The sequence below is a fragment of the Pseudomonas vancouverensis genome (assembly GCF_004348895.1).
Classification (GTDB): Bacteria; Pseudomonadota; Gammaproteobacteria; order Pseudomonadales; family Pseudomonadaceae; genus Aquipseudomonas; species Aquipseudomonas vancouverensis.
The window spans coordinates 131208-153364 of record NZ_RRZK01000017.1; the positions used below are offsets into that span (position 1 = coordinate 131208).

A 22157-nucleotide genomic window follows, 5' to 3' on the forward strand; every position below is an offset into this window, starting at 1 on the left:
GCAGCCTTTGCGAGCAGGCTCATTCCCACAATTGAAATGCAATAAATCTCACTGCACCGACCCCCTGTGGGAGCGAGCTTGCTCGCGAAAGCGTCCACCCAAACACCCCTGTAATGCCGGTGTAAACCCACTCTTTACGCTTTCTTTATGCCCCGCCCACACCCTCGGTCTCGTTCCTTTACAGCCTCCTTTCCGACAATGACTCCACACGCGGCAATGCGCCGTAACACGGAGAACTTCCATGAGCGTTCTGGACGGAGTGTCGCTGCTGCTGGCAGTGGGACTGTTCATTTATCTGTTGGTTGCGCTGTTGCGCGCGGACCGGAACTAGGAGCGGCTATGCACAGTTATGACTATTGGCTGATCCTTGCCTTTTTCGCATTGGTTCTGGTCCCGGCGCCGTTTCTCGGGCGCTTCTACTACAAGGTCATGGAAGGTCAACGCACCTGGTTGACGCCGATCCTCGGCCCGGTCGAACGGGGTTGCTATCGACTGGCGGGTGTCGATCCGCAGTCCGAGCAGACCTGGCAGAAGTACACCCTGGCCTTGCTCGCCTTCAACCTCGCAGGTTTCCTGCTGCTGTTCGTCATCCTGCTGTTCCAGGACCACTTGCCGCTGAACCCGCAGAACCTGCCGGGTCAGGAGTGGACGCTGGCCTTCAACACCGCCGTCAGTTTCATGACCAACACCAACTGGCAGGCCTACAGCGGTGAGGCTTCCCTGAGCTACCTGAGCCAGATGGTCGGCCTCACCGTGCAGAACTTTGTCAGCGCCGCCACCGGTCTGGCGGTGTTGGTCGCGTTGTGCCGTGGCATCGGCCGCAAGTCCACCCAGAACCTCGGCAATTTCTGGGTCGACATGACCCGCGCCACCCTCTACGGCTTGTTGCCGTTGTGCCTGTTGCTCGCTCTGTACCTGGTCTGGCAGGGCGTGCCGCAAACCTTCGCGCAGTATGTGAATGCCGTGACGGTGCAGGGCGTTGATCAGGTGATCCCGCTCGGCCCGGCCGCCAGTCAGATTGCGATCAAACAACTGGGTACCAACGGTGGTGGTTTCTTTGGGGTGAACTCGGCGCATCCGTTCGAGAACCCAACGGCCTGGAGCAACCTGTTCGAACTGGCGTCGATCATCCTGATCCCGGTGGCGCTGGTGTTCACCTTCGGCCATTACGTGAAGGATCTGCGGCAGAGCCGCGCAATCATCGCCTGCATGCTTGCGTTGTTCCTGATCGGTGGCGCGACGTCGCTGTGGGCCGAGTACCAACCGAACCCGGCGCTGAACAACGTGGCCGTCGAGCAGACTGCGCCGCTGGAAGGCAAGGAAGCCCGCTTCGGCACCACCGCCACCGTGCTCTGGTCGGTGACGACCACAGCGGCGTCGAACGGCTCGGTCAATGGCATGCACGACAGCCTCAACCCGTTGAGCGGCATGGTCGCGCTGGTCAACATGATGGTCGGTGAAGTGATTTTCGGCGGTGTTGGTGCCGGACTCTACGGCATGTTGCTCAACGTGTTGATCGCGGTGTTCCTCGCCGGTCTGATGATTGGCCGTACCCCGGAATACCTCGGCAAGAAACTACAGGCCAAAGAGGTGCAGTTGCTGGTGGTGACCCTGATGGTCATGCCGGTCGGCGTGCTGGTACTCGGTGCGATTGCCGCTGTCCTGCCCGGCCCTGCGGCGACCATCAGCAATCCCGGTCCGCATGGTTTCAGCCAGTTGCTCTACGCCTACACCTCGGCCAGCGCCAACAACGGTTCGGCGTTCGGTGGGCTGACCGCCAATACCGCATTCCACAACCTGATGCTCGGTCTTGGCATGTTGATCGGCCGCTTTGGTTACATCCTTCCGGTGCTGGCATTGGCTGGCAGCCTGGCGATGAAGAAGACCGCGCCGGTTGGCCAGAACAGCTTCCCGACCCACGGTCCGCTGTTCGTGACCCTGCTGACCGTGACCATTTTGCTGGTGGGTGGTTTGACCTTCCTGCCGACGCTGGCGCTGGGCCCGATTGCAGAACACCTGAGCATGGGCTTCTAAGGAATCGATCATGAATATGCATGTTCCCGCTTCAAAACCTGCAGCACAGGCCCAATCTGCCGAAGCACCGAAAACCGCGTTCTCGGCCCTCTGGCGTCCGGCGCTGCTGCAAGCCTTCGTCAAGCTCGACCCACGGCAACTGCAGCGTGCCCCGGTGATGTTGGTGGTCGAGCTGACCGCGATCCTGACTACGGTATTGTGCTTGGTTCCAGACACGGCGGTCCCGACCTTCGTTGCTGCGCAGATTGCCGTATGGCTGTGGTTCACCGTGCTGTTCGCCAACTTCGCCGAAGCCCTGGCCGAGGGGCGCGGCAAGGCCCGGGCCGACAGCCTCAAGGCTGGCAGCGAAGGCCTCAGCGCCCGGCGCAAAACCAGTAACGGCAGCTTCCAGGTCGTGCCCGCCACCAGCCTGCGCAAGGGTGACGTGGTCAGGGTCGAAGCCGGGGAGATGATTCCCGGTGACGGCGAGGTGATCGAAGGCATTGCGGCGGTCAACGAAGCGGCGATTACCGGTGAGTCCGCACCGGTGATCCGCGAGTCCGGCGGCGACCGTTCCGCCGTCACCGGTAACACGCGACTGGTGTCCGACTGGCTGCTGGTGAAGATCACCGCCAACCCGGGTGAATCAACCCTGGACCGCATGATCGCCCTGGTCGAAGGCGCCAAGCGTCAGAAAACACCGAACGAAGTGGCGCTCGACATCCTGCTGATCGGCCTGACCCTGATCTTCCTGCTGGTGGTGGTCACGCTGCAACCGTTTGCCCACTTCGCCAACGGCAGCCTGCCGCTGGTGTTCCTGGTGGCGTTATTGGTCACGCTGATCCCGACCACCATCGGCGGCCTGTTGTCGGCCATCGGTATCGCCGGGATGGATCGCCTTGTGCGTCTGAACGTGATCGCCAAGTCCGGGCGTGCGGTGGAAGCGGCGGGGGACGTGCACGTCCTGCTGCTGGACAAGACCGGCACCATCACCTTCGGTAACCGTCGCTGCACGGCGGTCTATGCAGCGCCGGGCGTCACAGTCAAAGAGTTGGCTGAGGGTGCGTTGTTTGCCTCGCTGGCCGACGACACCGCTGAGGGCAAGTCGATTGTCGAGTACCTGCGCGGCAGCCAGCCGCAACCTGAACCCGCCACTGAACTGCTCACGGCTGTTCCATTCAGCGCCGAGACACGTCTGTCCGGTGTTGACTATCAGGGTCGCGTCTATCGCAAAGGCGCAGTGGATTCGCTACTGACGTTCGTTGGCCTTAAACGCACGGATCTGGCGCCGGCCCTGTCCCGCGAAATCGACAAGATTGCCCAGAGCGGTGGCACGCCATTGCTGGTTTGCGCCGACGGCAAGTTGCTTGGCGCGATCCACCTCAAGGACGTGGTCAAGCCCGGCATCCGTGAGCGTTTTGCCGAGTTGCGCAAACTGGGCATCCGCACCGTGATGGTCACCGGCGACAACCCGTTGACCGCCGCCGCAATCGCCGCCGAGGCGGGTGTGGATGATGTGTTGGCCGAAGCCACACCGGAGAAAAAACTCGCACGCATTCGCCAGGAGCAAAACGACGGTCGCCTGGTGGCGATGTGTGGCGACGGTGCCAACGATGCGCCGGCTCTGGCCCAGGCGGACGTCGGCATGGCGATGAACGATGGCACCCAGGCAGCGCGGGAAGCGGCCAACATGGTCGACCTCGACAGCGACCCGACCAAGCTGCTGGACGTGGTGCAGATCGGCAAGGAGTTGCTGGTGACTCGCGGCGCGTTGACGACCTTTTCCATCGCCAACGACGTGGCCAAGTACTTCGCAATTCTGCCGGCGTTGTTCGCGGCGATCTATCCGCAACTGGGCGTGCTCAATGTCATGCACTTGAGCAGTCCGCAGAGTGCGATTCTCTCGGCCATCGTCTTCAACGCCTTGATCATCGTGGTGCTGATTCCGCTGGCGTTGCGCGGTGTGCGCGTGCAGGCGGCGAGCGCGGCGGCCTTGTTGCGGCGCAACCTGCTGATCTATGGCTTGGGCGGGATCCTGGTGCCATTCGTGGGCATCAAGGCGATCGACATGCTGTTGACGGCGTTGCACCTGGTTTGAGCTTGAGCGGTGTGCCAGGCACACCGCCTACCCCTGTGGGAGCGAGCTTGCTCGTGATGAAGGTAACACGGTGCCCCAGAGGGGGCGCCTTACGAATTCGAGGATCTTGAAATGTCCACAATGATACGTCCGGCCCTGAGCCTGCTGGTGCTGATGACCCTGATCACCGGCGTCGCCTATCCACTGGTCGTCACCGGTGTCGCTCAGGTCGCCTTCCCGGATCAGGCCAACGGCAGCCTGGTGCGCGACGCTGAGGGCAAGGTGCGCGGCTCCTCACTGATCGCCCAGGATTTTGTCGGTGATGCCTGGTTCCATCCACGCCCTTCAGCCGGTGCCTTTGCCACCGTGTCGAGCAGCGCCAGCAACCTTTCGCCAAGCAACCCGGCGCTGGCCACACGGGTGATCGAGGATGCCGGCAAACAGTACATCGCGAGTCAGGGACCGGTGCCTTTGGCGCTGGTGACCACCTCCGGCAGTGGCCTCGATCCGCACTTGCCACCGGCGGCGATTGCCTATCAACTGGCGCGTGTGGCGGCGGCGCGCAATCTGCCGGTATCGACCTTGCAGCAACTGCTCGATGCGCACATCGAGCAACCGTTGGTAGGACCGCCGGTGGTCAATGTGCTTGAGTTGAACCTGGCGCTGGAAAAACTGTAGATCGGCGGCGCGGCGTTCCGACGAAGGCGGCTGCACAGACACCTCATCAACATCAGAAAGAAGAGATCCCCAAGCATGAGCGACTCCGGCCGCGCCGACGCGCTGTTAGCAGACCTGCCCCGCGATGGCCGTGGCCGGCTCAAGGTTTTCCTCGGTGCCGCGCCAGGTGTCGGCAAGACTTACGCCATGCTGCAGGCCGCCCACACGCAACTGCGCCACGGAGTAAAAGTCATTGCCGGGGTGGTCGAAACCCACGGCCGCGCCGAAACTGAAGCACTGCTCAGCGGCTTGCCGCAGCAGGCGTTGGTGCGCTCGGAATACCGCGGCGTGAAGCTTGAGGAAATGGACCTCGACGGCTTGCTGGCAGCCAAGCCGAAACTGGTGTTGGTCGATGAACTGGCCCACACCAACGCACCCGGCAGCCGCCATGAAAAACGCTGGCAGGACATTCAGGAACTGCTCGCTGCCGGCATCGATGTCTACACCACGGTCAACGTCCAGCACCTGGAGAGCCTCAACGATCAGGTGCGTGGGATTACCGGCGTGCAGGTGCGTGAAACCCTGCCGGACTGGGTGCTGCAGGAAGCCTATGAACTGCTGCTGATCGACCTGCCGCCCCGGGAATTGTTGGAGCGCCTGCGCGATGGCAAGGTCTATGTGCCGGAGCAGGCGCGCGCCGCCATCGACGCATTTTTCTCCCAGACCAATCTCACGGCCTTGCGCGAGTTGGCGATGCAGACCGCGGCGGCGCAGGTGGATAACGATCTGGCCCAGGGCTACCGCCAGCTCGGCCAGGCCGCCCCGGCGGTACGCGGACGCTTGCTGGTGGGCGTCGATGGCGATGCCCAGGCTGAACGACTGGTGCGGCATGCCAGCCGAGTGGCCCAGCGCCGACATTTGCCGTGGAGTCTGGTGCACGTGGACAACGGCAGCGTGCGTGACGAGCAATCGCGTCTGCGCCTGCAAAGTGCCCAGCAACTGGCCGAGCGTCTGGGTGGCGAAGTGGTGTTGCTGCGCGCCGGTGAGGTGGCCAAGACCCTGATCCAGCATGCCGCCGAACGTCGCGCGAGTCTGGTGCTGGTGGGGCAGTCGCGGCCACGATTGCGCCGACGCCTGTTCGGTGGCGGCCTGGCGGCACGCTTGCTGCGTAACGCGCGCGGGCTGGAAATCAACGTCCTCGATAACGATCACGAAGAGCATCAGCCCCGGCAACGATCCCCGCAGCAGTTGGTCTGGTTCGACTACTTGCTCGCGCTGGTGGCGACCCTGTTGGCCAGTGCGCTGGCGTGGGCCGTGTCGAGCGTTCTGCCGCTGCCGAACATCTCGCTGGTGTTCCTCGCGGCGGTGTTGCTGGTGGCGGTGCGCAGCAGCCTTGGGCCAGCTTTGGCTTGTGCGGCGTTGTCCTTCCTGACCTATGACTTTCTATTCATCCCACCGAATTTCTCCTTCGCCATTCAGCGTGAAGAAGATGTGCTGACCTTGCTGTTTTTCCTGCTGATGGCGGCCCTGACCGGCAACCTCGCCGCACGCCAGCGGCGACAGTTGCAAGCCTTGCGCGATACCCAGGAAGAGACCACCGAGCTGCTCGACCTGTCGCGCAAGCTGACGGCCGCCACGGATCGTCAGGCGGTCATCAGCGCCGCCGCCCAGCACCTCAATGGCTGGAGCGACCTGCAACTGTGCCTGCTCAATCGTGACGGCCAGAGTGGCTGGAAGGTCGAAACCGGTGCTCCGCTGGAGTTGACCGAAGCCGAGCGCGCTGCCGCCGATTGGGCCTGGCAGCACGATCAGCCGGCGGGTGCCGGTACCGGTACCTTGCCCTTCGGGCGCTGGTGGTGGTGGCCATTGTCGGTGGAGGATGGCCCATTGGCGCTGCTCGGCGTTTGCGCGAAAGAGGGGCAGACCCTGAGCGGCCAACGGCGTCGTTTGCTCACTGCGTTGAGCCAGCCACTGGCCCAGGCCCTGGCGCGGGCGCAACTGGCGGATGATCTGGAAGCGGCGCGGTTGCACGGCGAAACCGAACAACTGCGCAGTGCCTTGCTGGCGTCCGTGTCCCATGACCTGCGCACACCACTGACGTCCATGCGTGGCAGCATCGACAGCTTGCTGGCCCTCGGTGAAGCGATCCCGCTGGAGGATCGTCGCGAGTTGCTGGAAGGCACCCGCGATGAAGCCGAGCGCCTCGACCGTTATATCCAGAACCTGCTCGACATGACGCGCCTCGGTCACGGTGCCCTGAAGCTGGCCCGCGATTGGGTGTCGCCGGCCGATATCGTCGGCAGCGCGCTCAATCGACTGCGTGCGGTACTCGCGCCGCTGCAAGTGAGCACTGAGGTCCGCGCCGAGTTGCCGCTGCTGTTTGTGCATGCGGCGCTGATTGAGCAGGCGTTGGTCAATGTGCTGGAAAACGCTGCACGTTTTTCCCCCGCCCATGGACGCTTGCAATTGAGTGCAGGGGCCGAAGACAACGAGCTGTTTTTCTCGGTGAGTGATGAAGGACCGGGCATACCCGAGGAAGATCGGGCGAAGATCTTCGACATGTTCTACACCGCCGCCCGCGGCGATCGGGGCGGGCAGGGCACAGGCCTGGGGCTGGCGATCTGTCAGGGCATGATCGGTGCCCATGGCGGGCGGATCAGCGTGGCCGATGGCATCGAAGGGCGCGGCACCTGCATCACCTTGCACCTGCCGTTGCAGGCGCAACCGGGGTATGAAAGTGAAGCCTGATCGCGCATGGGTTACTCTTTTGCCACTTCTTTGCGTTGATATGAACTCATGAGCCAGATCGCGACCATCTTGGTCATCGACGACGAACCGCAGATCCGCAAGTTCCTGCGCATCAGCCTTGCCTCCCAGGGCTACAAAGTGCTGGAGGCCGGCACCGGTGCCGAAGGTCTGGCGCACGCAGCCTTGAACAAACCGGACCTGCTGGTACTCGACCTGGGTTTACCGGACATGGACGGCCAGCAGGTCCTGCGCGAGTTTCGCGAGTGGTCCCGGGTGCCGGTGCTGGTGCTCTCGGTGCGCGCCAGCGAGGGGCAGAAAGTCGAGGCGCTGGATGGCGGCGCCAATGACTATGTGACCAAGCCCTTCGGCATACAGGAATTCCTCGCACGGATTCGCGCGCTGTTGCGTCAGGCGCCCGCGGGCGAAGCGCAACCGGCGGCGCTGGCGTTCGGACCGTTGACCGTGGACCTGGCCTACCGTCGGGTGCTGCTCGATGGCGTCGAGGTGGCGCTGACACGCAAGGAGTACGCGGTGCTGGCGCAGCTGGCGCGGCATCCTGGGCGGGTGATCACCCAGCAGCAACTGCTCAAGGACATCTGGGGGCCGACCCATACCGAAGACACGCATTACCTGCGGATCGTGGTCGGGCACTTGCGTCAGAAACTGGCGGATGACCCGACCCGGCCGCGGTTCATCGTGACCGAGGCGGGGGTGGGGTATCGGTTGTTGAGCGAAGGTAATGTTTAGTTATCGAGGGGCCGGTACCGTCCCTCGAGAACTTTCAGGCAATCAGTTCTGCTCATTCTCATACCGATCCAGCGTATCGCGCGCAATCTCCCGTCCCAGTGCGATCAGCTCCGGCGCCTTGTAGAACTCGAAAAACCGGCACACCCGCTTCGGCACGTTGATCAGGATATCCGGTGGATAGCCGGCGATCTTGTACTGCGCCAGTGACGTCTGCATCACCTCGAAACTCTGGTTGATCAGATCCAGCAAGGACGCAGGCCCGACGTTGTCGATGATGAACGAGCCCGTGGCGGAACGCGGCGCACCCTGGGATTGTGGCGCGGCGGCCGGTTGTTGCGCTTCGGGTTCGGCGGATTCGATCCACGGGTTGAGTTCCGCGCTTTCGGCTTTCAGAGCTTCCTGCTCGAGAATCAACAGTTGCTCGGCCTGTTTGCGGCGGAAAGGCAGTTTCGACCCCACCGAACTGATCAGGCTGTCGAAGCGCGTCTTGAACGCGGCGGGGCGCTGGATCACCGGCAGTTTGTAGTGACGCTGGTTGGTGGAGTTGAGGTTGACGGCGATGATCAGATCGCAATGGCTCGACACCACCGGCACGATCGGCAACGGATTGAGAATGCCACCGTCCACCAGCATGCGATTGCCTTGCATCACCGGCGTGAACAGGCTGGGAATCGCCGCCGAAGCGCGCATGGCTTGATGCAGGCAACCTTCCTGGAACCAGATTTCTTGCTGGTTGGTCAGGTCGGCGGCCACCGCCGTATAAGGGATGCGCAAGTCTTCGATGTTGATCTCGCCAACGATCTTGCGGATCTGTCCGAAGACTTTTTCGCCACGGATCGCGCCGAGGCGAAAACTGACGTCGACCAGGCGCAATACATCGAGGTAATCCAGGCTCTCGATCCAGTCGCGATAGACATTGAGCTTGCCGGCGGCGTAGATCCCGCCGACCACCGCGCCCATGGAGCAACCGGCGATGCAGGCAATGTCGTAGCCGCGTCGTTCTATTTCTTCAATGACACCAATGTGTGCGTAACCTCGGGCACCACCCGAGCCCAGTACCAGTGCGACACGCTTTTTCATCAATCGCCCTCGTCTGACCAGAGCCAACAATGCACCCATAAAGGTGCGTGGTTCAATCGCCAAGGTCGCTTGATGGAGCAAAGAGGTCGTTTTTTCGACTGACCATGGCGGCAGATCGTTCGGGCAGCGCTATAGTTTGCCGGGCAGGTTCAGGCACTTTTTACGCGCCGTACCGTCATACCTGCACGACTGTTTACCCATGTTTGAGGAGTGAGTGATGAAAGCCTGGATTTGTGTGCCGTTGATTGCCCTGGCGCTTGCCGGTTGTGCCGGTAAAACCGCCTACCGCGACAGCTGTGGCACCCAGCTCGATGCCGCCTGGCATGAACTGGACCTGGCCAAGGCCGAGGGTTTCGCCGGCACCGTCAGCTACTCCAAAGCCTTGTCACTGTTGACCGCAGCCAAGACCCAGCAACAATTCGAAGGGTTTGAAGGTTGCAGTAACAAAGCCGAGAAAGCGCGTTTCTATATCCGTGAATCCCGCGCCGGTCGCTAAAGCACAGCGGATTCTGCGGCCGCTGGCTTGCTGGCGAAAACGACTGGTGAATCACGGCGTTCTTGACATCGCCATCGCCAGCAGGCCAATTCCTACTGATGGTGTCGGGTGTTGTTAACGGAGTAACCCCATGATCGACCGGTTAGTGGCTCATGTTCTAGGCATTGAAGTTCGCCTGTTGGCCTGTCAGGCGCGCTTGACCGCGCGCACCGACCCTGAAGCGCTGCACGACCTGCGCACCACGGTTCGCCGATTGCGCAGCCTGTTGCGGCCGTTGCGCGGTTTGCCCGGGGTCGAACAACTCGAAGTAGCCGCCGCTCGGGTGGGCGAGCTGACCACACCGCTGCGCGACCGTGAAGTATTGGCGGCGTATTTGTTCGAGCACCATCAACCTGAAGCCGCACAGCGGCGCATGGCGCAAATGGCCGAGGCCTATCCGGCTGTCTCGGCCAGTCCGGAACTCGACCAGTTGCTGATTATCCTCGATGCCTTCCCGCGTTTCTTGCGTGCCGCTCAGCGCCAAGGGTTGCTCAAGGGCCTGAGCAAACGCATCGAAAAGCGCCTGGGCAAGCAATGGAAGCATCTTGAAGAGGCACTGCACGACCCCGCCCATGATCGTCACCGTTTGCGCCTGCTGATCAAGCGTGTGCGCTATGGCATCGACGCCTACCCCGAGCTGGACCGTTTGCCGAAGGCGGCCATGCCCCGGTTGAAAGCGGCGCAGGGCGCTCTGGGTGACTGGCATGATTGCTGGCAGTGGCTGGCACGCGCGCAAGAGGAAGCGGATCTGCAACCTTGTGTTGCCACCTGGAAAACCACCATGGCCGATGCAGAGCGCCGCGCTGACCGGGTGCTGGAAAAACTCGACCGGGATTGCTTCAAATCCTGAGATCAACACTTTCTCTGCAAGAGCGAGTCTGCTCTTGCAGTTGATGATGTGTGGCGCCGGAATCCCATGCGGCTTATCTGTCAGTCAATTTGGCAGGAATGGGTACTGTCTGCATCCCGGTGACTGGTTAAGATCCCCTCATCCTTTTTCCAGTACCCGAGGTTTTCATGCGTTTCTCCGACCTGCTTGACGTCGTCCGCCATTCGCCGACGGAGCTGTCTATTCCGGCCTCCTGGGCTCAGGGCCGTGCCAGTTTCGGCGGCCTGGTGGCAGCCATGCAGTATGAAGCCATGCGTGCCCGGGTGCCGGCGGAGCGCCCGGTACGCTCGTTGGCGATCACTTTCGTCGGCCCGGTCGAGCCCGAAGTCCCGGTCAGTTTTGAAGTTGACGTGCTGCGTGAAGGCAAGGCGGTCAGTCAGGTGCTCGGCCGTGTCATGCAGAAAGGCCAGGTGGTGACGCTGATTCAGGGCAGCTTCGGTGCCTCGCGTCCTTCGGAAGTGGCAGTGGCGGCAGAGCCGGCGCCCGAAATGAAGCATTGGGAGGAATGTCAGGAACTGCCTTTCATCGAAGGCGTCATTCCGGAGTTCATGCGGCACCTGGCGATGCGCTGGAGCGTCGGCGGCCTGCCTTTCAGCGGCAGCACTTCGCGCCAGATGGGCGGCTGGGTGCGCTTGCGCGGTGATGTGAAGGAAGAGGCCTTGAGTGAGGCACATATCCTGGCACTGGTGGACGCCTGGCCACCGGCCCTGATGCCCTTTCTGAAGAAACCGGCCATGGGCAGCACATTGACCTGGACCATCGAGTTCGTGCAGCCACTGCACAAGCTGACCACCCTCGACTGGTGCAAGTACCTGGTCGAAACAGAATACGCCGCCGATGGTTACGGCCACGCGGCGGCGAAGATGTGGAGCGCAGACGGTCAATTGATCGCCATGAGCCGGCAGACCGTAACCGTATTTGCCTGATCAGTGACGACGGTGGCGCTCACGCCAGGCGCGCCACCAGCCACCGCTGAGGAAGAACCGCGGAAAGGTCAGGAACTGCTCGACCAGCAAGCGCGATATGGCATCTTTGCGATCACTGAACGGTTCGGCGGCCTGTTCCTCCAGGCCATGACCGTGGCGTTGCAGGCCCAGCGCGGCTATGACGCCGACCACGCCAATGGCAACGTTGGCCAGGCTCAGGCTGAACACGCCGGACACAATCAGCAGAAACGCAACGATGAACAACGGCACCGCAATCAGGTGCAGCACCAGATTGGTCGGATGCTGATGATTGTTCGGGTACGCGCGCCATTGCCAGGCGGGCAGGTTGGGATGACGTTTGCCCATGATGCTGATCCTCGATCCATGTTGAACATATGAATCAAGGATAGGCCCGGTTTATGCGGGCGGCGAATCAAGGCTGGCTATGGGCTTGATAGTGATTGGGCTGGAATTGTTGTTGTCTGTTATGACGCCATCGCGAGCAAGTTCGCTCCCGCAGTTGCCCGCGATCCCCTTTGGGAGCGAGCGTGCTAGCGATGGTGTCTTCAGAGTTTCAATTGACCAATCGCCTTGCTCAATTCCCCAGCCAACGCGGCCAGCTCATTACTGGTGGTCGCCGAGGTCACCGTCTGCTGTACCGTATTCTCGGTCACGTCGCGAATACTCACGACCGAGCGGTTCATTTCCTCTGCGACCTGGCTTTGCTGCTCCGCCGCGACAGCGATCTGCGTATTGCTTTCGCGCATCTGCGCCACGGCACTGGTGATCTCGGCCAGAGCCGCGCCAGCTTCCTGCGCCTGCTGCACGCAATCATCGGCCTTGAACGAGCTCTCCTGCATAAAGTCCACTGCATCCCGAGTTCCGGCCTGTAGTGCCGAGACCATGAGGGTGATTTCATCGGTCGAGGCCTGGACCCGTTTGGCCAGGTTGCGCACTTCGTCGGCCACTACGGCAAAACCACGGCCCATTTCACCGGCGCGGGCCGCTTCGATGGCGGCATTCAGCGCCAGCAGGTTGGTCTGTTCGGCGATGCTGTGAATCACGTTGACCACGCCGTTGATCTTCTGGCTGTCTTCGGCCAGGCGCTGGATCATTTCGGCGGTCTGCTGCACGCCAGTGGATAACCCGGCAATCGACTTCTGCACGCGACTCACCACCTCCTGGCCACTGCCGGCGAGGGTGTCGGCCGATTGCGAGAGGTCTCGGGTGGCGCCGGCGTGTTGGGCGATGTGGTAGACGGTGGCGGTCATTTCATTGATGGCGGTGGCGGCCTGATCGGTCTCACTCTGCTGACCGAGCATGCCGTGGCGGACTTCGTTCATGCTCGCGGCCAACTGCGCGGCACCGACGTCCAGTTGCCGGGCGGTGCTGGCGACGGTGTTGACCACGCGTTGATAGCCGGCCTGCATGGCATTGAAGGCGTTGGCCATCTGTCCGACTTCGTCGTTGCAGGCCAGCGGGACGCGGGCCGACAGGTCGCCGGTTTTCTCGACGTGCAGCATCACATCTTTCAGGGTGTTGAGCTGGCTGAGCAGGAAACGGATCAACAGTTGCGAGGCGCCGAGCATCGCTAGCATCAGGATGAACACCGCCACGGCATAGTTGGCGAAACGCTCACTGAACACCTGGCTCAGGCTCGGGCCATGGGTGATGACCGCGTAACGCTGGTCGTCTGCGCCGGTGAACACTTCAGCGCCCAGCAAAGGATTGTCCCCGAACAGCGGCATTGCGTTGATCGCGACCCAGCCGTTGGCGTTAGCCAGCTCCGGCAAGGCATGACCATTGAGTGAAGGGGACTGTCCGCGGCTGAAGTTCAGCAGGTTATCCGCCTTGGGCAATGGCTGCCCGGCGGGCCAGGCCCTGAGCAGGCGCGCCTGAGCCTGCGCCGATGCCTGGGCGGCATCGTTGCGGGCCTGCTGTTCGAGCTGTACCGCGTACAGCACCAGCATGAGGGTGGTGACAAAGGCGACGGCGTTCACCGCCCAGAATTTGTACTTCAGCGAGATGTTGCTAAGCCAGGCACCCATGGAGGTCTTCTCTGATAGCGGAAACAGTATTGGCAAGGTGCCAGCATTGTGCCGCTACGCAGTCGACTGATTCTTGATGCAGATCAATGCACGCCCCTGCTGCTCTTGTGGGAGCGAGCTTGCTTGCGATGGCGGATTAGCAATCAACGAAAAAGCTCGTTCTGACACCGACCCGGGCTTAATGTGCAATCGCAGGCAGGTCGTAGAACGCCCGGGCGCAAGCGGTAGTGTGTGCCGCGAGATCTTCCTGACTTTCCCCACGATGCAGTGCCACTTCACGCAATACCTCAGTCAGGTACGCCGGCTCATTACGCCCATTCTTCGGCTTCGGCCGCAGCGTACGCGGTAGCAGATACGGTGCATCGCTTTCCAGCATCAGGCGTCCGCGCTTGATCTCCTTGACCAGCGGATGCAGGTGCGTGCCCCGGCGCTCGTCGCAGATCCAGCCGGTAATGCCGATGTGCAAGTCCATGTCGAGGTAACTGAACAGCGCTTTTTGCTCGCCGGTAAAGCAATGCACCACCGCCGCCGGCAGCTGATCGCGGAAGTCGCGCAGGATCTCCAGCAGGCGCTGGCTGGCATCACGTTCGTGGAGGAACACTGGCATCTGCAACTCCACGGCCAGGGCCAGATGTTCTTCGAGGACTTTCTCCTGCTGCGGGCGCGGCGAGAAATCACGGTTGAAGTCCAGGCCGCATTCACCCACGGCGACCACGTTCGGCTCCTTGAGCAAATCGCGCAGGCGGCGGGCGCTGTCGGCGTTCCAGTCACTGGCTGCATGAGGATGGATACCGGCGGTGGCAAACAGGCGCTGGGCGCTGTCGTCCAGTTGTCGGCACAGTTCCAGGGCCTGTTCACTGCCTTCGACGTTGGTTCCGGTGAGCACCAATTGGCAGACGCCGGCGGCATAGGCGCGCTCGAGCACGGCCTGGTGTTTGTCGGCAAAACTGGGGTTGGTCAGGTTGACGCCGATATCGATGAGTTGCATGGTGCTACCTCGGGCCGAAGGCCGGAAAGCATACCAGAGCCGTGGATTTATCAGAAAAGCCAAGAACTACAACGGGTTAACGCTGTCTCTTGAGCCGCAAGACGGCGCAGGTTGGCGAGTTTGCCATCATTGTGCCAGTCTTTCGTACTTTTCCAGCGCCTCAGGCGCTCTGTTTTTGTCGCCGTGCATGATGCCATTCGTCATGAAATCGGCCGCGAGTTCTTTCCGGAGAGTGGATGCTTCGTCCCTCGGTTTTGCTCCTGCTGTGCTGTTCGCTGTTGCTGCCGATGTCGGCGGTTGCGCGCCTGCCTGGCCCACTGCAAGCAGTGCCGGCGAGCAAGGTGCGCGACCTTGAGGACATCCGCAGCAGTCGCGTGCTGCGCGTCCTGGTCAATCAGAGTCGCAACAGCTCCGGTGAAGTCCAGGGGCAGGCCATCGGCGTCGAATACCATCGCCTGCGCGCCTTCGAGCAATACCTCAATGGCCACGCCCGTGACGGTCAGGAAATCACCCTCAAGATCATTCCCAAAGCCAAGGATCAACTGCTCGGTGCCTTGCAGCGCGGGGAGGGTGACCTGGTTGCGCCCGGCGAACTGCTCGATCTGCAGCCGGGCTTTGCCGTCAGTACCAGCGAGCCGATAGCGAGCAACATTCCGCTGGTGCTGGTAGGGATCAAGGGCGAACGCCGCTACACCCGTCTCGAACAGCTTTCCGGCAAAACCCTGGCATTGCCCGCTGGCAGCGCCGCCGGGGATGCCATCAGCCAGATCAATCAGAAACTGGCACTGCACAAGCTACCGCCGGTGAAGGTGGAGTGGGTTGATCCCAGCCTGGCTGTCGAGGACGTGCTGGAGATGGTGCAGGGCGGGATCTTCCATCTGACCATCGTCGAGCAACCGATTGCCGAGCGCTGGGGCAAGATCCTGCCCAACCTGCGTTTCGACAAGCAGGTACTCATCAGTGATCCGGGGGAGGAATACTGGTTCGTGCGTCGCGATGCCTCGATGCTGCGCGCCAGTATTGACCGCTTCCTCACTGTCTACAAAAAACCGTCGGATCAGGACGTCGCGTTCCTGCGTATCTACCGACGTCTGTATCAGGTGCACTATCCGCTGGCCAAGGCTGACCGCCAACGCCTGGAAAAGCTTCGACCGGTGCTGCAAAAACACGCTGATGCGCAAAGCATGGACTGGCTGAACCTGGCAGCGCTGGCCTTCAAGGAGAGTGCCCTGCAACCCACGGCGCGCAGTGGCGGGGGGCCTACCGGGCTGATGCAGATCACGCCGGAGGCTGCCCAACGGGTGGGGGTCAGCAATGTTCAGGAGCTGGACGCCAACGTGCAGGCGGGGGCCAAGTATCTGGCGATGATCCGCCGCAAGTTTTTCGCCAGTCCGAAACTCAACGAGCGCGAACGCATGGCGTTCGTCCTGGCCGCCTACAACATTGGCCCGGAACGGGTTCAGGCCATGCGTGCCGAGGCCAAACGACGCGGGCTGAATCCTAATCAGTGGTTTTTCCAGGTCGAGCGCATTGCCATGGAGCAAGTGGGAATGGGCCCCGTCAGCTATGTTAATAGCGTGAACAAGTATTACCTCGCCTTCGATCGGGAGCGTGAGTCGCTGGAGCCCCAGGGACAGAAAGTGGTCTTACGCAAATAATCGAATAAACTGATTGTTATTAGGCAATATTTGCGCTTTTAGCATTAATTTAATTGATTAATATGGCGACCACTCCCAACACACATTCCAAGGAATGACACAGCATGAACTCAATGATCAACAAGGTATTGTTCACCCGCGCCGGCTACGGCCTGACGGTTTTGCGCATTGTCGTCGGCGTCATCTTCGCCGCCCACGGATCGCAGAAACTCTTCGGAGCATTCGGCGGCTACGGTCTGGCCGGCACCGCGCAATACATGGAAAGCCTTGGCCTGACCCCCGGTTACCTGATGGCGACGCTGGCGGGCGGTACCGAGTTTTTCGCAGGCCTGGCACTGATCGTCGGTTTGCTGGTGCGCCCGGCGGCATTGGGCCTGGCGTTCCTTTCTGTGGTGGCGATCTTCTCCGTGCACCTGCCTAATGGTCTGTTCATGGCCAACAACGGCTATGAATTTGCCCTGGCCTTGCTCGGTGGCAGCATCGCGGTGCTGATCGAAGGTGCCGGCAAGCTTTCGGCCGATCGCGTCATCGCCGGCTGACCGCTCTGGCTCAAGCAAAAGGCCCGCATTGCGCGGGCCTTTTTTGTTGTGCGAGATTCTTGACACTGTCCGGTCCGCTTCTCTAGGATGTTTGCCATGCGCCGATTTAAACAGCTACTTGCGGGGCGCCAGGTGACTCGATCAGTCACCGACAGAAGCCTGGAACAGGCTTCGAAATTCCGCTAAAGCGCTGGTTCGGTGTTGCCTCTCACCTGCCACGCAGACCTTTGAGGCAGAGACACGACACAATGAATGCACTAAACCCTGTTGTACGTCCCGCGCCGATCACGGCACATTTGACCCAGCGCAATCCAAAAATCCTGCTTGGCGGCAAACATCAACCGACGCTTCTGCGTTATCTCGATGGCTGGCCACGCCGTACCGGCGGCCCGGCAGCGTTCCTTATCCAGTTTGTCGAAGACGGTGAATCCCTGGCGCGTTTTGCCAACGACAGCTTCGACCTGGCGGTGATTCAATCCCCCAGTCTCGAAGACGCCCCCGAAGTCATCCGCCAACTGACCCGTGTCGCCCGCCAGGGGTTGATCACTCGCCGTTGAGTGTCACGGGTAGTCGATCGCCACGATGTAGACACACTGTTCACCGGTCGGTGTCTGGACACGAACTTCGGCGTCCAGTGCCTTGCCGATCAGCGCACGGGCCAGGGGTGAGTCAATGCTGATCAGACCTTGTTTGAGGTCCAGCTCATCCGGCCCGACAATGCGGTAGCGCGACTCTTTACCGTCCTCATCCTCGATCGTGACCCAGGCACCGAAATAGACCTTGTTCGGATCGCTGGGCTTTTCGCTGACGACCTTGAGCGCCTCCAGGCGTTTGGTGAGAAAACGTACGCGACTGTCGATCTCGCGCAGCATCTTTTTGCCATAGGTGTATTCGGCGTTCTCCGAACGATCGCCCTGGGCCGCCGCTTCGCTGACAGCCTGGGTGACCTGGGGCCGACGTACATGCCACAACTCATGGAACTCGGCGCGCATCCGCGCTTCACCTTCGGGGGTGATCAGTGCGGTGCCCGCAGTGCGGGGAGGTCGGTAACGGCTCATGACAGCTTCTTGTGGCAAGGATGGTCGGAGTCTATCAACCCTCACGCAGAACTGTCAGTGGGCTGGCGTTCAACGCCCGGCGAGTGCCGAACACTCCGGCGCCGCCGATCAATACGGCGCCAACCAATGGCAGCAGTAACAGCCACGGGTGCGGGTGCCAGGGCAGGTCGAACGCATAGCGATACAGCACCCAACTGACCAGCTCCGAGCCCATCGCGGCGAGTAAACCGCTGACCGCGCCGAGCAAACCGAACTCGATGCGTCGCGCCTTGACCAGCAATTGCCTTTCCGCGCCCAGCGCTCGCAGCAGGGCGCCCTGACGAATACGCTCGTCCAGGGTGGCCTGCAGGCCGGAAAACAGCACCGCCATCCCCGCCGCCAGTACAAACAGCAACACGTATTCCACCGCCAGGGTGACCTGGGCGAGGATGCTGCGCAGTTGTTCCAGCAATGCCTCGACTTGCAGGATGGTCACCGCTGGAAAGGCGCGGGACAGTTCGACCACTTGCTGATCGTGACCGGGTGCCAGATAGAAGCTGGTCAGGTAGGTCGCCGGCAGATCCTTCAAGGTGCCGGGTTGGAAGATCATGAAGAAGTTCGGCTGGAAGTTGTCCCAGTTGATCTCCCGCAGGCTGGTGACTTTCGCCTCGCGATTGACCCCGCCAACGCTGAAGATCAGGTGATCGCCGAGCTTGAGCTTCAGGCTTTCGGCGACCTTGCCTTCCACCGAGACGCCGGGCACATCGTCGGGCACTTGCTCGTTCCACCAAGTGCCGGCAGTGAGTTTGTTGCCCGCCGGTAGGTCGGCGGCCCAGGTCAGGCTCAAGTCACGCTGGATGGCGCGGTCACCGGCCGACTCCTTGGTGACCACTTGCTGCACGGGCTCGCCGTTGATGCTGATCAGACGCCCCGGCACCACCGGGTACAGCGGCGCCGATTGTGCCGAGACGGCGATCAAGTGATCGGTGAAGGCCTGTTTATCCGCCGGGAGGATGTTCAGGGCGAAGTAGTTGGGCGCGTTTTTCGGTAACTGGTTTTGCCAGGTGTCGAGCAGTTCGCCACGCAACAGGGCGATCAACGCCATCGACAGCAGGATCAATCCGAAAGCCAGCGACTGGCCAGCGGCGGCCAACGGATGACGCAACAGTTGCCCCAGCCCGAGGCGCCACGGCAAGGAGGCGCGCGCGAGCATGCGCCGCAGGCTCTTCAACAGCAGCAACAGCAAATCTCCGAGAATCAGTGCTGCGACCACTCCACCACCGAGCAGGGCGAAGGTCAGCACCAGGTCCAGGCTCAGGCGCCACATGATCAAGCCGAGCGCACCCAGCGCGGCGCCGTAGACCATCCAGGTGCTCGACGGAATCGGCAGCATGTCCCGGCGCAGCACGCGCAAGGGCGGCACGCGGCCCAGCGCCGCCAAGGGCGGTAACGCGAAACCGGCCAGCGCGACCAGGCCTGTGCCGATCCCGGCGACAGCGGGAAACAGGCCGCCTGGCGGGACGTCCGCCGGCAACAGGTCATGGAGCAGGGCAAACAGGCCAAGCTGGGCGATCCAGCCGAGCAGGGCGCCGCTGAGGCTGGCGAGCAAACCGAGCACCGTCAGTTGCAGGCTGAACAGCACCAGGGTTTCCCGGCGCGACAAACCGAGGCAACGCAGCAAGGCACTGGCGTCAAAGCGGCGGGTGGCGAAGCGGGTGGCTGACAGGGCCACGGCGACGCCGGAGAGCAACACCGCCACCAGACTGGCCATGTTCAGGTAGCGCTCGGCCTTGCCCAGCGCACCGCCAATCTGCCGGTTGCCGTCACGGGCGTCCTGAATGCGCTGGTTGGCGGCCAACCCCGGTTTGATCAATTGTCGATAGGTTTCCAGCGCCTGGGCATTGCCGCGCCACAGTTCGCGGTAACTGACCCGGCTGCCAGGCTGCACCACACCGGTCGCCGCCAGATCTTCGAGATTGATCAGCACTCGCGGTGTCAGGCTATAGAAGTTGCCGGCGCGGTCCGGTTCGTAAGTCAGCACCCGCGCCAGTTTCAGGGATTTCATGCCGACATCGATGCTGTCGCCGATCTTCAGGTCCAGCGCGGTCAACAGGCGTCCCTCGACCCAGGCTTCGCCGGGCTTCGGCCCGCCGCCTGCGACTTCCGGGGCGAAGGGCGCGGGCGCGCTCTTCAGTTCGCCCCGCAAGGGGTAGACGGCGTCTGCCGCCTTGATGCTGGACAGCTGGATGCCGTTGTCGGTAGCAATGACGCTGGAAAACTCCACCACCTGCGCATGTTCAAGGCCCAGCTCGGTACCGCTTCTGATTTGCTCGGGACGTGCCGGTGAACTGCCTTCGAGCAGCAGGTCGGCGCCGAGAAATTCAGTGGCCCGCAACATCATGGCGCCATTGAGGCGGGCGCCGAAATAGCCGATGGCGGTGCTGGCGGCCACCGCTACCAGCAAGGCGAAGAACAACACGCGTAATTCACCGGCACGGGCATCGCGCAGCAGTTGGCGAATGGCGAGGCTGAACAGGCGCAACAGCGGCAGACGTGCCATCAAGGCTCCAGGGGGGCGACCAGCAGGCCGGCTTCAAGACGGATCAGGCGCCGGCAGCGATGGGCCAGGCGTTCATCGTGGGTGACCAGCACCAAGGTGGTGCCGCGCTCCTTGTTCAGTTCGAAGAGCAGATCGCTGATGCGTTCGCCGGTGTGACTGTCGAGGTTGCCGGTCGGTTCGTCGGCGAACAAGACGTCAGGCTCGGCGGCAAAAGCGCGGGCAATCGCCACGCGCTGCTGTTCTCCACCGGATAGCTGGCGCGGCGAGTGGGTCAGGCGTTGGCCCAGGCCTACCCGTTGCAGCAGTTGCGTGGCACGTTCGCGGGCGTCTTTGCGACCCTCGAGCTCCAGCGGCAGCATGACGTTTTCCAGGGCGTTGAGGCTGTCGAGCAACTGGAACGATTGAAAGACGAAACCGACATGTTCGGCACGGATACGTGCGCGCTGGTCTTCGTCGAGATGGCTCAAGGCCTGGCCGGCGAGGGTGACTTCGCCGCTGCTGGGCAGGTCGAGGCCGGCCAGCAGGCCGAGCAGCGTGGATTTGCCGGAACCGGACGCGCCGACGATGGCCAGGCTGTCGCCCTTGTTCAGTTCCAGGCTGAGTTCGTGCAGGATGGTCAGATCACCTTCCGCGCTGGGGACCACTTTGCTAAGGTCCTTCGCGATGAGAATGCTTGCGCCCATGGAGAATCCGATGCGTGTGTGGTTTTTGAGTGCTGGCCTGGCCTTGATGTGCATGGCCCAAAACGCAGCGGCGGGTACAGTCCTGATCGTTGGCGATAGTATCAGCGCCGGTTTCGGACTGGATACCCGCTTGGGATGGGTATCGCTGCTTGAGCAACGGCTCAAGCACGAAGGTTTCGACGACAAAGTGATCAATGCTTCCATCAGTGGCGACACCAGTGCGGGAGGCCAGGCACGCCTGCCGGCGCTGCTTGCAGAGCATAAACCTGAGGTGGTGGTCCTGGAGTTGGGTGGCAACGATGGCCTGCGCGGACTGCTGCCTACGCAATTGCAACAAAATCTTGCTTCAATGATCGACAGCGCTCGAATCAGCGGTGCCAAGGTGCTGCTGCTCGGCATGCAACTGCCGCCCAATTATGGTGTGCGCTACACCAAGGCCTTTGCGCAGGTTTACAGCAACCTGGCCGAGGAGAAAAAGATCCCCCTGGTGCCGTTTTTCCTCGACGGCGTGGGTGGGCATCCCGATTTGATGCAGGCTGATGGCATACACCCGGCGGCCGGGGCTCAGGACAAGTTGCTGGAGAATGTCTGGCCTACCTTAAAACCGCTGTTATGACTCTTTTCTAGGCGCGGGCTTTCGGCTAAGGTGGCGCCCCCGATTTGGAGCCCCCGATGCCGCGTCCCGCCTGGTCACTCTTTGCCTATCAACTGATCGAGCCTGACGAACAGCTGGATCTGTTCGCCTGCCAGGAAGTGCGGGTGCATCTGGTGACCCGTCAGCTGGAGTTGGGCGGCTCGGCCGATCGCACCTTGTGCGGCAGTCTGTTGCCGGCGCAACCACGCTGGTCGAGCGTCGATCGCCGGGTATTCCAGGACCAGCGCCTGTGTTCGTTGTGCCGGGCGATTCTGGAATCGCAGAAACGCGGCACCTCACCGATCTGGCCGGAATTGCGCTTCGAGCTTTGATCTGGT

General features: G+C 61.9%; 21 protein-coding genes. 14 read left to right on the forward strand and 7 right to left on the reverse strand.

Annotated features, from left to right (window positions below; all coding sequences use genetic code 11):
* Window positions 1–241 precede the first annotated feature (241 nt).
* The 6 genes from kdpF (at window position 242) to EIY72_RS13620 (ending at window position 8242) form a co-directional block, all read left to right on the forward strand.
* On the forward strand, window positions 242–331 hold the full coding sequence (gene kdpF / locus EIY72_RS13595) for a K(+)-transporting ATPase subunit F (protein WP_007899818.1): 90 nt from the start codon (window positions 242–244) through the stop codon (window positions 329–331).
* Window positions 332–339: 8 nt separating this feature from the next.
* The gene (kdpA, locus tag EIY72_RS13600; protein ID WP_093216456.1) at window positions 340–2034 is read left to right on the forward strand and encodes a potassium-transporting ATPase subunit KdpA; all 1695 of its coding nucleotides are present in this window, start codon (window positions 340–342) and stop codon (window positions 2032–2034) included.
* A 10-nt stretch (window positions 2035–2044) separates the two neighbouring features.
* A complete protein-coding gene (gene kdpB / locus EIY72_RS13605) occupies window positions 2045–4111 on the forward strand; it encodes a potassium-transporting ATPase subunit KdpB (protein WP_093216460.1) in 2067 nt (688 codons plus the stop codon).
* A gap of 111 nt (window positions 4112–4222) precedes the next feature.
* A complete protein-coding gene (gene kdpC, locus EIY72_RS13610) occupies window positions 4223–4768 on the forward strand; it encodes a potassium-transporting ATPase subunit KdpC (protein ID WP_093216465.1) in 546 nt (181 codons plus the stop codon).
* Window positions 4769–4843: 75 nt separating this feature from the next.
* Window positions 4844–7495, forward strand: coding sequence for a sensor histidine kinase (locus tag EIY72_RS13615; RefSeq protein ID WP_093216470.1), 2652 nt, complete (start codon window positions 4844–4846; stop codon window positions 7493–7495).
* A gap of 48 nt (window positions 7496–7543) precedes the next feature.
* Window positions 7544–8242, forward strand: coding sequence for a response regulator (locus EIY72_RS13620; RefSeq protein WP_093216476.1), 699 nt, complete (start codon window positions 7544–7546; stop codon window positions 8240–8242).
* A gap of 42 nt (window positions 8243–8284) precedes the next feature.
* Here EIY72_RS13620 and EIY72_RS13625 read toward each other — a convergent pair whose 3' ends face one another.
* Window positions 8285–9322 (reverse strand): patatin-like phospholipase family protein, encoded by a 1038-nt coding sequence (locus tag EIY72_RS13625; RefSeq protein WP_093216481.1) that lies wholly within the window; start codon window positions 9320–9322, stop codon window positions 8285–8287.
* A gap of 217 nt (window positions 9323–9539) precedes the next feature.
* Between EIY72_RS13625 and EIY72_RS13630 the strand changes: the two genes are divergently transcribed.
* The 3 genes from EIY72_RS13630 (at window position 9540) to EIY72_RS13640 (ending at window position 11672) form a co-directional block, all read left to right on the forward strand.
* Window positions 9540–9818: a hypothetical protein gene (locus EIY72_RS13630; protein WP_025113117.1), complete on the forward strand. Its 279-nt coding sequence runs from the start codon at window positions 9540–9542 to the stop codon at window positions 9816–9818.
* Window positions 9819–9948: 130 nt separating this feature from the next.
* Window positions 9949–10707 carry a CHAD domain-containing protein gene (locus EIY72_RS13635; protein ID WP_093216485.1) on the forward strand — a complete coding sequence of 253 codons (759 nt, stop codon included), beginning with the start codon at window positions 9949–9951 and terminating at the stop codon, window positions 10705–10707.
* Window positions 10708–10874: 167 nt separating this feature from the next.
* The gene (locus EIY72_RS13640) at window positions 10875–11672 is read left to right on the forward strand and encodes an acyl-CoA thioesterase (protein ID WP_093216490.1); all 798 of its coding nucleotides are present in this window, start codon (window positions 10875–10877) and stop codon (window positions 11670–11672) included.
* Here EIY72_RS13640 and EIY72_RS13645 read toward each other — a convergent pair whose 3' ends face one another.
* The 3 genes from EIY72_RS13645 to EIY72_RS13655 all read right to left on the reverse strand — a co-directional run bounded on the left by EIY72_RS13645 (window position 11673) and on the right by EIY72_RS13655 (window position 14708).
* Window positions 11673–12038, reverse strand: a complete 366-nt coding sequence (locus EIY72_RS13645) for an Mpo1-like protein (protein WP_093216495.1) — start codon at window positions 12036–12038, stop codon at window positions 11673–11675.
* Between the two features lie 200 nt (window positions 12039–12238).
* Entirely contained in the window at window positions 12239–13720 is a 1482-nt protein-coding gene (locus EIY72_RS13650) for a methyl-accepting chemotaxis protein (RefSeq protein WP_093216499.1), read from the reverse strand.
* Between the two features lie 178 nt (window positions 13721–13898).
* Entirely contained in the window at window positions 13899–14708 is an 810-nt protein-coding gene (locus tag EIY72_RS13655) for a TatD family hydrolase (RefSeq protein ID WP_093216504.1), read from the reverse strand.
* A gap of 236 nt (window positions 14709–14944) precedes the next feature.
* On the opposite strand from EIY72_RS13655, the gene EIY72_RS13660 reads away from it, so the two are divergent.
* The 3 genes from EIY72_RS13660 (at window position 14945) to EIY72_RS13670 (ending at window position 17462) form a co-directional block, all read left to right on the forward strand.
* Window positions 14945–16366, forward strand: coding sequence for an MltF family protein (locus EIY72_RS13660; protein ID WP_093216508.1), 1422 nt, complete (start codon window positions 14945–14947; stop codon window positions 16364–16366).
* A 104-nt stretch (window positions 16367–16470) separates the two neighbouring features.
* Window positions 16471–16905 (forward strand): DoxX family protein, encoded by a 435-nt coding sequence (locus tag EIY72_RS13665; RefSeq protein WP_093216514.1) that lies wholly within the window; start codon window positions 16471–16473, stop codon window positions 16903–16905.
* 248 nt (window positions 16906–17153) lie between these two features.
* Window positions 17154–17462, forward strand: a complete 309-nt coding sequence (locus EIY72_RS13670; RefSeq protein WP_093216517.1) for a hypothetical protein — start codon at window positions 17154–17156, stop codon at window positions 17460–17462.
* A gap of 3 nt (window positions 17463–17465) precedes the next feature.
* Here EIY72_RS13670 and greB read toward each other — a convergent pair whose 3' ends face one another.
* From greB to EIY72_RS13685, 3 genes are read right to left on the reverse strand one after another with little or no spacing between them, the layout of a single operon-like run.
* A complete protein-coding gene (gene greB, locus EIY72_RS13675) occupies window positions 17466–17963 on the reverse strand; it encodes a transcription elongation factor GreB (protein WP_007973570.1) in 498 nt (165 codons plus the stop codon).
* 34 nt (window positions 17964–17997) lie between these two features.
* The gene (locus EIY72_RS13680; RefSeq protein ID WP_093216523.1) at window positions 17998–20502 is read right to left on the reverse strand and encodes an ABC transporter permease; all 2505 of its coding nucleotides are present in this window, start codon (window positions 20500–20502) and stop codon (window positions 17998–18000) included.
* Window positions 20502–21185 (reverse strand): ABC transporter ATP-binding protein, encoded by a 684-nt coding sequence (locus EIY72_RS13685; RefSeq protein ID WP_093216528.1) that lies wholly within the window; start codon window positions 21183–21185, stop codon window positions 20502–20504. Before EIY72_RS13685 ends, EIY72_RS13680 begins: the two co-directional genes overlap by 1 nt.
* Window positions 21186–21195: 10 nt before the next feature.
* On the opposite strand from EIY72_RS13685, the gene EIY72_RS13690 reads away from it, so the two are divergent.
* Together EIY72_RS13690 and EIY72_RS13695 are read left to right on the forward strand one after the other, a co-directional pair.
* A complete protein-coding gene (locus EIY72_RS13690; RefSeq protein ID WP_093216533.1) occupies window positions 21196–21801 on the forward strand; it encodes an arylesterase in 606 nt (201 codons plus the stop codon).
* A 56-nt stretch (window positions 21802–21857) separates the two neighbouring features.
* The gene (locus EIY72_RS13695) at window positions 21858–22151 is read left to right on the forward strand and encodes a hypothetical protein (RefSeq protein ID WP_003226812.1); all 294 of its coding nucleotides are present in this window, start codon (window positions 21858–21860) and stop codon (window positions 22149–22151) included.
* The last annotated feature ends 6 nt before the right edge of the window (window positions 22152–22157 follow it).

Bases quoted from the DNA above. Each gene is read 5' to 3' on its own strand.
- EIY72_RS13645 (WP_093216495.1), bottom strand. From the start codon at position 12,038: ATGGGCAAACGTCATCCCAACCTGCCCGCCTGGCAATGGCGCGCGTAC.
- EIY72_RS13695 (WP_003226812.1), top strand. From the start codon at position 21,858: ATGCCGCGTCCCGCCTGGTCACTCTTTGCCTATCAACTGATCGAGCCT.
- kdpF (WP_007899818.1), top strand. From the start codon at position 242: ATGAGCGTTCTGGACGGAGTGTCGCTGCTGCTGGCAGTGGGACTGTTC.
- EIY72_RS13620 (WP_093216476.1), top strand. From the start codon at position 7,544: ATGAGCCAGATCGCGACCATCTTGGTCATCGACGACGAACCGCAGATC.
- kdpA (WP_093216456.1), top strand. From the start codon at position 340: ATGCACAGTTATGACTATTGGCTGATCCTTGCCTTTTTCGCATTGGTT.
- EIY72_RS13680 (WP_093216523.1), bottom strand. From the start codon at position 20,502: ATGGCACGTCTGCCGCTGTTGCGCCTGTTCAGCCTCGCCATTCGCCAA.
- EIY72_RS13615 (WP_093216470.1), top strand. From the start codon at position 4,844: ATGAGCGACTCCGGCCGCGCCGACGCGCTGTTAGCAGACCTGCCCCGC.
- EIY72_RS13630 (WP_025113117.1), top strand. From the start codon at position 9,540: ATGAAAGCCTGGATTTGTGTGCCGTTGATTGCCCTGGCGCTTGCCGGT.
- EIY72_RS13685 (WP_093216528.1), bottom strand. From the start codon at position 21,185: ATGGGCGCAAGCATTCTCATCGCGAAGGACCTTAGCAAAGTGGTCCCC.
- EIY72_RS13665 (WP_093216514.1), top strand. From the start codon at position 16,471: ATGAACTCAATGATCAACAAGGTATTGTTCACCCGCGCCGGCTACGGC.
- EIY72_RS13660 (WP_093216508.1), top strand. From the start codon at position 14,945: ATGCTTCGTCCCTCGGTTTTGCTCCTGCTGTGCTGTTCGCTGTTGCTG.
- EIY72_RS13650 (WP_093216499.1), bottom strand. From the start codon at position 13,720: ATGGGTGCCTGGCTTAGCAACATCTCGCTGAAGTACAAATTCTGGGCG.
- EIY72_RS13625 (WP_093216481.1), bottom strand. From the start codon at position 9,322: ATGAAAAAGCGTGTCGCACTGGTACTGGGCTCGGGTGGTGCCCGAGGT.
- greB (WP_007973570.1), bottom strand. From the start codon at position 17,963: ATGAGCCGTTACCGACCTCCCCGCACTGCGGGCACCGCACTGATCACC.
- EIY72_RS13635 (WP_093216485.1), top strand. From the start codon at position 9,949: ATGATCGACCGGTTAGTGGCTCATGTTCTAGGCATTGAAGTTCGCCTG.
- EIY72_RS13670 (WP_093216517.1), top strand. From the start codon at position 17,154: ATGAATGCACTAAACCCTGTTGTACGTCCCGCGCCGATCACGGCACAT.
- EIY72_RS13640 (WP_093216490.1), top strand. From the start codon at position 10,875: ATGCGTTTCTCCGACCTGCTTGACGTCGTCCGCCATTCGCCGACGGAG.
- EIY72_RS13655 (WP_093216504.1), bottom strand. From the start codon at position 14,708: ATGCAACTCATCGATATCGGCGTCAACCTGACCAACCCCAGTTTTGCC.
- kdpC (WP_093216465.1), top strand. From the start codon at position 4,223: ATGTCCACAATGATACGTCCGGCCCTGAGCCTGCTGGTGCTGATGACC.
- EIY72_RS13690 (WP_093216533.1), top strand. From the start codon at position 21,196: ATGCGTGTGTGGTTTTTGAGTGCTGGCCTGGCCTTGATGTGCATGGCC.
- kdpB (WP_093216460.1), top strand. From the start codon at position 2,045: ATGAATATGCATGTTCCCGCTTCAAAACCTGCAGCACAGGCCCAATCT.